13 protein-coding genes are annotated in these 7558 nt (G+C 72.9%); 5 read left to right on the top strand and 8 right to left on the bottom strand.

All coding sequences use genetic code 11. The features are described 5' to 3' along the window. Positions 1-80: 80 nt before the first annotated feature. Positions 81-290, bottom strand: a complete 210-nt coding sequence (locus tag ACFQRF_RS27005; protein ID WP_379874217.1) for a helix-turn-helix transcriptional regulator — start codon at positions 288-290, stop codon at positions 81-83. Between the two features lie 106 nt (positions 291-396). On the opposite strand from ACFQRF_RS27005, the gene ACFQRF_RS27010 reads away from it, so the two are divergent. The 5 genes from ACFQRF_RS27010 to ACFQRF_RS27030 all read left to right on the top strand — a co-directional run bounded on the left by ACFQRF_RS27010 (position 397) and on the right by ACFQRF_RS27030 (position 2887). Then, on the top strand, positions 397-570 hold the full coding sequence (locus tag ACFQRF_RS27010; protein ID WP_379874219.1) for a hypothetical protein: 174 nt from the start codon (positions 397-399) through the stop codon (positions 568-570). Between the two features lie 96 nt (positions 571-666). Beyond that, complete coding sequence (locus tag ACFQRF_RS27015) at positions 667-1056, top strand: RapZ C-terminal domain-containing protein (RefSeq protein ID WP_379874220.1); 390 nt, start codon at positions 667-669, stop codon at positions 1054-1056. Further along, entirely contained in the window at positions 1053-1400 is a 348-nt protein-coding gene (locus ACFQRF_RS27020; RefSeq protein WP_379874222.1) for an HIT family protein, read from the top strand. The genes ACFQRF_RS27015 and ACFQRF_RS27020 overlap by 4 nt, the downstream gene beginning before the upstream one ends. Positions 1401-1496: 96 nt before the next feature. Continuing rightward, on the top strand, positions 1497-2036 hold the full coding sequence (locus ACFQRF_RS27025) for a hypothetical protein (RefSeq protein ID WP_379874223.1): 540 nt from the start codon (positions 1497-1499) through the stop codon (positions 2034-2036). Between the two features lie 95 nt (positions 2037-2131). Then, positions 2132-2887 (top strand): NUDIX domain-containing protein, encoded by a 756-nt coding sequence (locus ACFQRF_RS27030; protein WP_379874225.1) that lies wholly within the window; start codon positions 2132-2134, stop codon positions 2885-2887. A gap of 61 nt (positions 2888-2948) precedes the next feature. Here ACFQRF_RS27030 and ACFQRF_RS27035 read toward each other — a convergent pair whose 3' ends face one another. The 7 genes from ACFQRF_RS27035 to ACFQRF_RS27065 form a co-directional block, all read right to left on the bottom strand. Next, a complete protein-coding gene (locus ACFQRF_RS27035) occupies positions 2949-3251 on the bottom strand; it encodes a hypothetical protein (RefSeq protein ID WP_379874226.1) in 303 nt (100 codons plus the stop codon). Next, positions 3248-3496 carry a hypothetical protein gene (locus ACFQRF_RS27040; RefSeq protein ID WP_379874228.1) on the bottom strand — a complete coding sequence of 83 codons (249 nt, stop codon included), beginning with the start codon at positions 3494-3496 and terminating at the stop codon, positions 3248-3250. The genes ACFQRF_RS27035 and ACFQRF_RS27040 overlap by 4 nt, the downstream gene beginning before the upstream one ends. Before the next feature lie 9 nt (positions 3497-3505). Next, positions 3506-4666 carry a helix-turn-helix domain-containing protein gene (locus tag ACFQRF_RS27045; RefSeq protein ID WP_379874229.1) on the bottom strand — a complete coding sequence of 387 codons (1161 nt, stop codon included), beginning with the start codon at positions 4664-4666 and terminating at the stop codon, positions 3506-3508. 266 nt (positions 4667-4932) lie between these two features. Next, entirely contained in the window at positions 4933-5112 is a 180-nt protein-coding gene (locus ACFQRF_RS27050; RefSeq protein ID WP_379874231.1) for a hypothetical protein, read from the bottom strand. 78 nt (positions 5113-5190) lie between these two features. Beyond that, positions 5191-6000, bottom strand: coding sequence for a phosphoadenosine phosphosulfate reductase family protein (locus ACFQRF_RS27055; protein ID WP_379874232.1), 810 nt, complete (start codon positions 5998-6000; stop codon positions 5191-5193). Further along, positions 5997-6422, bottom strand: a complete 426-nt coding sequence (locus ACFQRF_RS27060) for a hypothetical protein (protein ID WP_379874234.1) — start codon at positions 6420-6422, stop codon at positions 5997-5999. Before ACFQRF_RS27060 ends, ACFQRF_RS27055 begins: the two co-directional genes overlap by 4 nt. A gap of 118 nt (positions 6423-6540) precedes the next feature. Next, entirely contained in the window at positions 6541-7134 is a 594-nt protein-coding gene (locus ACFQRF_RS27065) for a hypothetical protein (protein WP_379874235.1), read from the bottom strand. Positions 7135-7558: the final 424 nt, after the last annotated feature.

Genomic DNA, 7558 nt, shown 5'->3' on the forward strand with positions numbered 1-7558 from the left:
GACGTGCTCACCGATAGCCGGGGCTGCCCTGTCTGAGACTCGGGCCGCCCCGGCCGACCGGGAGCGGGATCGACGTGGGGTTACTCCCCGGCGGTCTGGCCCTTGCGCCAGCCGTGGCCGCGCCGGCTCGCGATCCACGCGTCGATGGTCTCTTTCCGCCACACCGGCGAGTTCCCCATGCGGCCGTCCGGCTCGGGGAGGTCGCCCCGCACCCGGTAGCGGTGCACGGTCTCGAGTTTCACCCCGATCAGCCCCGCGATGTCCTTGCTGGTCAGAAGGTTGTCCATCATGAGACAACCCTACGTTGTCGCGTTTCCCTTGACAAGCTGCCTCACCCCGCCTAGCGTCGTCCATGCAACCAGGACAACGTGCCTGAACGCGAAGGAGCAGCGCCTCATGGCCCACACCGAGAAGACCACCACGACCAACGCTGATGGATCTGAGACCGTCACCACGACCACCTACGACGACGACGGCCGCGTGATCGCGGTCTCGTCCACCACCCACATCAAGCACCTCAGCGGTGCGGTGCACCTCGGCAGCGGCAAGCAGATCTTCCACAACAAGTAGTCCGGCCAGCCACCACGCCGGGGGGCCGCCTCACCGACCAAAGCGCGGCGGCCCCCCGGCCCCAACCCCCGAAGCACACGAAGGAAGGAACTCATCATGGCCCAGGTCCAGGTCGAGATCACCACGTTCGGCTACCTGCACGACACCCCGCCCGCCGACGCCCACCTGGTCGCCGACCTCCGCCGCCACTTCCGTGACCCGCACCGCGACCCCCGCATGCGCTACCTCACCGCACACGACGTCGAGGTGCGCGAGCGGGTGATGGCCACCCCCGGCATCGCCGCACTGGTCGACGCTCTGGAGGCGGCCACGGCCGCCTACCTCGCCGGGCCGGTCACCGCCCCGGTACGGCTCGCCGTCGGGTGCGCGGGAGGCCGACACCGCGCCGCGGTCGTAGGTGCGGAGCTGCAGCAGCGGGTGCGCGCCCGCGGCATCGAGGTGGAGCTGGTACACCGCGACCTGGGCAAGGACGTGGTGCACCGGTGAGCGCCGTCGGGTGCGTGTTTTGCCGGATCGCTGCGGGCGACCCCGCCGAACCCGCGACGGTCATCCAGGAGTGGCCGGACGCGCTCGCGATCGTCCCGCTCGGCCCGGTGACGCCGGGGCACTGGCTGGTGATCCCGCGCACCCACGTGCGGGACGCGGCGGAGCGGCCGGAGGTCACCGCCGCCACCGTCTACCGTGCGGCGGAGCTGATCGGGGAGACCGGCGACGACGTCAACCTGATCGTGAACGTCGGCACGGCCGCTGGACAGACCGTCGACCACCTCCACGTCCACATCGTGCCGCGTAAAGCCGGTGACAGCCTCGCGCTGCCCTGGACCCGCTGACCACCCCGACGAGAAAGCGCGGGGGGCCGCCTCACTTTCCACGGCTCGGCGGCCCCCCGCTACCCCCCGAACCTCGAAGAACGAAGGGCTACCCCCATGATGCACGCCGACCCGACGCTCGTCCCCCTCGTCACGTTGGCCCTGTGGGGCGGTCACCACGTTGGCGACTACTGGCTCCAGTCCGACCACCAGGCCGTGACGAAGGGCGAATGCTCCCACCAGGGGCGTGTGGCCTGCGCCCGGCACGTCGCCTCGCTGACCGTCGCCCAGGCACTCATGCTCGCCGCGGTCGCGGTGGCGACGGGGACCGACGTCGCCCTGATCCCGGCGGCCCTCGGGCTCGGCGTGAACGCGGTCTCGCACTACTGGGCGGACCGGCGGGCAACGCTGCGCGGCTTGGTGCTGGCGACCGAGCGGTGGACCGCGAAGCTCGGCTTCTACGACCGGTTCGGCGGGTCTGCGCACATGGACCAGGCGTGGCACACGGCGTGGATGATCCCGTCGGCGCTCATCATGGCGGCGCCGCTGCCGGCCGCGCTCCTGGGCGCCGGCGTCGCGGCCGTGCTCCTGGCCGTCGCCAACGCCGCCTCGCGGGCCGCCCGCCGCCGCGAGCGGGAGCGGGTCAACGCCTCCTGATCCGCGGTCGGTGCCTCCGCCGCCCGCCGTGTGCGGGCGGTCGGGGGGACCGCGCGGCCCCACAGGCCCGGCACCACACCCGAGGGAGCAGCAGCATGACCACGACCACCTACGCCCCCGTCGACCACCCCGGCACCCCCGTCCCCGCCGAGCGGCGCTCGTGGGAGATCCCCTGGCCCGGCTACGCCCCGGTGGACATCACCCCGCCGGAGCTGCGCCCGGCCGGGCTGCCCGCCAGCGTCGCCGACGGCTGGGCACAGCCCTACGCCACCCCACAGGACGTCCCGAACTGGGCGGAGCGCCTGCGCTCCGCGCTGGTGCCCTATGCCCTGGACGCCGACGGCTGGCCGCTCAACCCCACCGGCCGCACCGGTAGGAGCGGCCGCAACCTCGGCTCATGGGGCGAGAACGCGGCCGCCGACCCGATCGTGGTGGCCGGGACCGGCGATGCGCGGCGGGTGCTGCTCATCCGGCGGCGCGACGTCCAGCAGTGGGCGGTGCCGGGTGGGATGGTCGACCCCGGCGAGACCGCGCCAGCCGCCCTCGTCCGCGAGCTGTACGAGGAGACCGGGGTAGACCTGACCGCAGTCGCACCGGTGATCCTCGACCAGCGCTACGTGGACGACTGGCGCGCGACCGATCACGCGTGGGTGGCGACGACGGCCGCCCTGTACCGGCTGGGCGACGTCGTGCCCGCGACCGCGGGCGATGACGCCGCCGACGCCCGCTGGTGGCCGCTCCGAGACCTCGACCAGCTCGCGCGGGACCTGGCGCCGGTCGGGGAGCTGTACGAGGCGCACCGCCCGCTGCTCGGCGCGGCGCTCACGGCCTGCCGGGTAGCGGGGGAGTAGCCCAGGGTGGGAGCGGCATCACCAGGACTGCTCCCACCCCACATGGCGCGGCGGGAGTCACTCAAGCCGGCGGGGACGGGTCCTCGTCGGCCTGGCGCTCGTCGGCTGCCCGGCGGCACGCCGCCACCGCCGCCGCTTTGTCCGGGTGGCGGAGCAGGTCCACGGCCCGCTGTCCCGCCGCCTCGATCCGCTGGGCGACGTCGACCGACTCCCGGTCACCGAGCGGCAGCCGGACCACCACCCCGGCCCCGAACCGCACCTCGACCACCAGCCGGTCGCCCGGTTCACGGACGGCGGTCACCGCCAGCGCGCCGGGCTCGGCCAGCTCCTGGCCCTCGACAACGGTGACGGTCCCGGCGCTCACCCGGCCGCGCCTTCTCCGCGGGTACGGACGCGGACGCTGGCCGGGGGCTGGTAGCCGTCCAGCGCGGCGTCCAGGGCCGCGATGTCGTCGGCGTGCACCGTAATGTCGCAAGCGGCGTAGTCGGGGATCCGGGGAGCGCCGGTCTCGGCCGGGCGCGGCGCGGGAGCGTAGCGGCGCAGACGGCCGGCCGCGCGCGGCGGCGGCGAAAACCGCAGGTCTGAGACTTCGGCGTGTGCGGTAGCCATGCGGTGACGCTACGACGTCGCTCCTGGTGACCGGTAGTGGTGACCGGTGACAATCCCCAGGTCACCACCCACGTCGGCGGCGATGTCACGCACCCAGCCGGGCGCCTCGCGGTCCCGGCGGATCTGCCGCAGCGCGTCGCGGAGCCGGCGGCGGATGCGCCCCGATGCGACCTGGGCGAGCAGCGGCGGCACCTCCAGCAGCGCCTCCTCACACTCCCGCCACGCCCGCGCGCCCGCGAACGCGCGCACGAGCTGCACCCGGTAGAACGCCTCGCCGCGCTGGGTGCCCACCGTGCGGACGCACTGCTGCAGCCGCTCCAACGCGCCGTCGGCGTCGCCGAGCACCAGCAGCGCCTCCGCCTGGTGGCCCGCGACCTCGTTGTCGTCCACCCACCACGTCCAGGCCGGATCCGAGGTGGTGATGGAGTCACCGAGGTCGGCGCGCGCCCGGCCGAGGTCGGCCAGCGCCCGCGCCTCGTCTCCGGCGCCGGCCAGCGCCCGGCCGCGCCGGATGCGCGCCAGCAGCGCCACCCGCGGCGGCAGGTGCAGCTCCTCCAGCAGCTCATCCGCGATCCGCAGCGACTCCCCCGCCCGCCCCACCTCCAAGTCCTGCATGGACAGATTCGTCAGGGCGAACCGCTGCATGGAGGTGTCGCGGGCGTGGCGGGCCAGCATGTGCGCCTCCAGCGTGGCGCGCCGCGCTTCGTCCGCGCGGTCGGCGTCGAACAACAACCACCCGGCCAGCTCGGCGAGTTCGGCGACGGCGGCGAGGTAGGCGCGGCCGTCGGGGCCGTCCACGGCGGTGGCGTCCAGCCGGGACTGCGCGGCCCGCCAGACGTGCACGGCCGTCTCAGCGATGGGGCCGCCGCCGTAGCGGCCGTCCAGCTCCACCAGGTGCGCGATCGTGGCGTGCAGGTGCTCGGTCTCGGCGCGCACCCCGCCCCCGTCGCCGCGTCCCTCATGCTGCGGGGGAGCAGGGGCGAGATCGGTGCCCAGCTCGGCGTCGACCATCCGCAGGAAGTCGACGCTGGGCTGCTGGCGGGCGTGCAGGACCCGCGAGACGTAGGCGTGGTCGCAGTGCACCCGCCGCGCCAGCTCGCGCACGCCCACCCCGGCCGCGTCCATCGCTTCGCGCAGCGCCGCCGCGACCGGCGGCCGGGGGGTCTCCATCGAGGGTTCCTCGTTCGCGTCTGTACGGGGGCTGGGGGCCGCTACAGTGCCGGGGACGGCCCGTGCGGCGCTCGCGGTAGCCATACCCCGCGCCGCGCGGGCCGTCCCCGCGTCATCGTCAGTTGCCGATCAGGTTCCGCACCACGGCGGCCACCGCCTCGTGCCGGTCGGCCGGCAGGGCCCGACACGCTTCCGCAGCCAGGGCTGCGGGTACCACGCGAGGTGGTCCAGCAGCGCCGTGCCGAGTCCCGGGATCGGCTCATGGTCTAGTTCGTGCTGGCGTGAGTGTGGAGTAGTGCGGCCGTCACGGCGGCCGCGATGGTTTCGGCGTCGGCCTGGAGGGCTGCGTAGTCGCCGGTGTGGCGGTGCGGGTCGGTGTCGGGGTACAGGTCGCACAGGGTCTGGAGGACGGCGGCGACAGCTGCGGGTGGGACCTTGCTGATCACGGTTTCTCCGGAAGTTGTTTGTGGTTTCCTTGAGGGGTCCGCCCCCAGTTCGGTTGGGGGCGGACCTTCGGTTGCGGGTCAGGCGGTGGTCGTCTGCTTGACCAGGTCGGCGATGCTGATGTCGGCACGGAACCGGTGGCCGATCTCGACCTCCAAGTCCGCGTACTCGCGGGCCAGGTCGGGACGCAGCCGGCAGGCCCGCACCAGGTCGTCGCGGCTGGCGAGCACGCACAGCGAGCACGACAGTCGCGTCATCCCGGCGTCGTAGGCCGGGTGGTACGGGACGCCCGACTCGCGGATCCGCGCCCAGACGTCCTCCTCACTCCAGGCATGGATCGGCATCCACCGCGTGATCCGACGCCGCCCGCTCGATCCGGGTGCGCCCGGCTCGAGGGCGGGCTTGAGGCTTCGGGCGGTCGACTCCTCGGCTCGGATGCCGAGGCAGTACAGCACCTCCACCGGACGCCCCTCAGCTGGACGCAGACCGCGCTCAGCCCTCCAGGCGGCGCACAGTCCGGTGACAGCCCGCATGCCCTGCGACGTCTTCTGGTCCGAGGTGCACCAGCGCGCCGCACTGGACGGGAACCGCTTGCGCTCCTCGCGGAGCTGCTGGAACAAACCGCCCTTCTCGCGGCGGGTGACGACCAGCGGGAACCCGTAGTGCTCGGCCTGCTTTCGGGCGAGATCCGCGGTCCCGGGCCATTCCACCGACAGACCACTGTCGGTCTCGCCGAGGTCGTTGTGGACCACGGTCACCCGGTCCATCACGTCGGCGGCTCGGGCGAGTTCGGCGACGTAGTCGAGCATCGCCTGCGAGTCCTTGCCGGCCGAGGAGTTCACGACGACGACGTCGTATGTGGCGAGGTCGGGGGTGGTGGTGCCGGTCATTTGCTCAGGCCCGCCAAGCTCCGTCCTTCCTCGATGAGTTCATGTTCGTCTCCGGTGACGAGTTCGGAGTAGTACATGACGTCGGCGAGAAAGTCCGCCAACGGAAACGTGACCTCCCCCTCTTGGGGGGTCTTGTTCGTCAGCAGGTCGTCTAGCGCCTGCCAGCGCTCCTCGTCCACGGTGGGCCGCAGGTGGATGAAGGAGTCGCGGTCTTTGTCCTCATTGGAGCGCTGCTGGCTCATGTGCTGCCAGTAGCCCTCCGCCTCCATCACCAGCACATCGGGGTCGATGTGGAGAGAGTCGGCGCGCTTGAAGAGCGCGCCGGCCAGCTGGGCGGCCATTTCGGTGGTGGAGAGGCACCACCTGGCCTCGTCCATCCGGGTGGCGAAGGCCAGCATTGTGCCCTGGCGATTTTCGATCACGTGGATCCTTTCGGTTGGGGTGGGCGGTGTCCGTCCGCGCCCTCCTTACAAATAAATACTACCACATTATTGGGTGGGGGGGCACCCCCGACCTGGGTGAAGTTCGGGGGGTGTGGGACTACTCGTCGGCCTCGCGCTTGCGTCGTCCGGGTCCGCGGCGGCCCGGCAGGCCCGCGACGAACGCGGCCAGCTCGCGGGCGTCGTAGTGCTTGCGGTCGTCGCGTTGCGGCGCGCGGTCGGCGTGGGTGCGTAGGGCGTGGGCGATGGTGGAGCGGTCCCGGCCGGTGCGGCGGGCGAATTCGGAGACGCCAACGCGTTCTCCGGGGGAGAACACGCCGGGGTCGGGTGGGGTGGGGCCGGGCCGGATGGCGGCGGGGCTGGCCTCCAGTACGGCCAGGGAGTGGATGTGGAAGTTGCCGCGCGGGCCCGCGCCGGCGCGGGCGGGGGCGTGCCGGATGGCGGGGGGCGGGATCGTGCCGTCGCGCTGCCATTGGCTGACCCGTTCCGGCGTGACGTCTCGGTGTGCGGCCCACTGCGCGCGGGTGACGGGGTCGTCGGGCAGGTTGGGGTCGTTGACCAGGTCCGGGGAAAGGCCGGTCTTCTCCAGCCACGCGATGACGGCGCGGCGGTGCGCGGCCGGGTCGTCGGGGTGGGCGGCCAGCTCGGTGTCGCCGATCAGGGCGGCCCAGCGGGCAACGCGGTCCGGGTTCACGGGGTCGCTCTCCTTGTGCTCGTCCGGGCGGCCGGCTGGTGGGCTGCCCGGTGTCCTTCCGGGGATGTCTGACGCAGCGTCGGGAGCCGTGGCGCGGGATGCCGGTCAGGCGGCGCGGGCGGGGGCTGGCTCTGCTCCGTTCTTACCGCCGGGAGGCCCTTGGGGCTCCCGGCGTTCCTTGCTCCCGGCCGGCCGCCGGCCATCGGCGGGCGTTGTGGATCCCGACCCGAAGTCACTCCACGATTACGGCTAAAAACTACCACGGCGCGTTTTGGTGTTGGCGGATGTTGGAGTGCTTGCGGTGGTCGTTTGAGGTCGCTCACCTCATGAGCGGGGCCGCTGTGCCATCCCGGTGCTGTCGTCCCACGCCCCGCGCAAGCGCGCCGACCACCGGCCTGCCACCGAGCGAAGCGAGGCTCGACCC

Origin of the sequence: Marinactinospora rubrisoli (assembly GCF_042664915.1) — a bacterium.
GTDB classification, from domain to species: domain Bacteria; phylum Actinomycetota; class Actinomycetes; order Streptosporangiales; family Streptosporangiaceae; genus Marinitenerispora; species Marinitenerispora rubrisoli.